This window comes from Ruegeria sp. AG7 (assembly GCF_056541545.1).
Genome location: NZ_JBQFYP010000038.1, coordinates 5001 through 6227 on the forward strand (window position 1 = coordinate 5001; position 1227 = coordinate 6227).

Genomic DNA, 1227 nt, shown 5'->3' on the forward strand with positions numbered 1-1227 from the left:
GGAGCCTCCCTTGAGATACCACCCTTCGCACTCTTGATGTCTAACCGCGGTCCGTTATCCGGATCCGGGACCCTGCGTGGCGGGTAGTTTGACTGGGGCGGTCGCCTCCTAAAGCGTAACGGAGGCGCGCGAAGGTTGGCTCAGAGCGGTCGGAAATCGCTCGTTGAGTGCAATGGCAGAAGCCAGCCTGACTGCAAGACTGACAAGTCGAGCAGAGTCGAAAGACGGCCATAGTGATCCGGTGGTCCCGAGTGGAAGGGCCATCGCTCAACGGATAAAAGGTACGCCGGGGATAACAGGCTGATACTGCCCAAGAGTCCATATCGACGGCAGTGTTTGGCACCTCGATGTCGGCTCATCTCATCCTGGGGCTGGAGCAGGTCCCAAGGGTACGGCTGTTCGCCGTTTAAAGAGGTACGTGAGCTGGGTTTAGAACGTCGTGAGACAGTTCGGTCCCTATCTGCCGTGGGTGTAGGAGACTTGAGAGGAGTTGCCCCTAGTACGAGAGGACCGGGGTGAACGATCCACTGGTGGACCAGTTGTCGTGCCAACGGCAGTGCTGGGTAGCTATGATCGGACAGGATAACCGCTGAAGGCATCTAAGCGGGAAGCCCCCCTCAAAACAAGGTCTCCCTGAGGGCCGTGGAAGACCACCACGTCAATAGGCCGGAGATGTAAGCGCAGTAATGCGTTCAGTTGACCGGTACTAATCGCCCGATAGGCTTGATTTGATCCAGTAATGGAAAGACAAATCAAAGACATACACACCTTGAGTTGGATAGCTGTGTCGCGCCAAGCGACACTGTTGATTGACATAACAACCGTGCAGGAACGCGCATCCGCTTCGCGAATACGCTGCCTCCTGCGCGTCGCCTTTTTGCAAAGCAAAAAGAGCGACGGGGATTTTCCTCGGTTTGGTGGTCATAGCGCAAGTGAAACACCCGGTCCCATCCCGAACCCGGAAGTTAAGCACTGCCGCGCCAATGGTACTTGGGCTTAAGCCCCGGGAGAGTAGGTCACCGCCAAACCTAGTAAAATCCCCCTTCTCTCAACACGATCAAAACATACTCGACCCAGGCCTCAAATCGCGTAAGCAACAGGCCAGCCAACGGTCTCAAGTAGCCGAACAGGCAATAGACCACTAAAGTGTCGCGGGATGGAGCAGCCCGGTAGCTCGTCAGGCTCATAACCTGAAGGTCGTAGGTTCAAATCCTACTCCCGCAACCA

General features: G+C 56.0%; 1 tRNA gene and 2 rRNA genes (1 of these 3 cut by a window edge). All 3 read left to right on the top strand.

The features are described 5' to 3' along the window. Positions 1-731, top strand: a 23S ribosomal RNA gene (locus ACR0BF_RS20145) (it extends 2099 nt beyond the left edge of the window). A 182-nt stretch (positions 732-913) separates the two neighbouring features. Beyond that, a 5S ribosomal RNA gene (rrf, locus tag ACR0BF_RS20150) occupies positions 914-1028 on the top strand. 122 nt (positions 1029-1150) lie between these two features. Then, a tRNA-Met gene (locus ACR0BF_RS20155) sits at positions 1151-1227 on the top strand.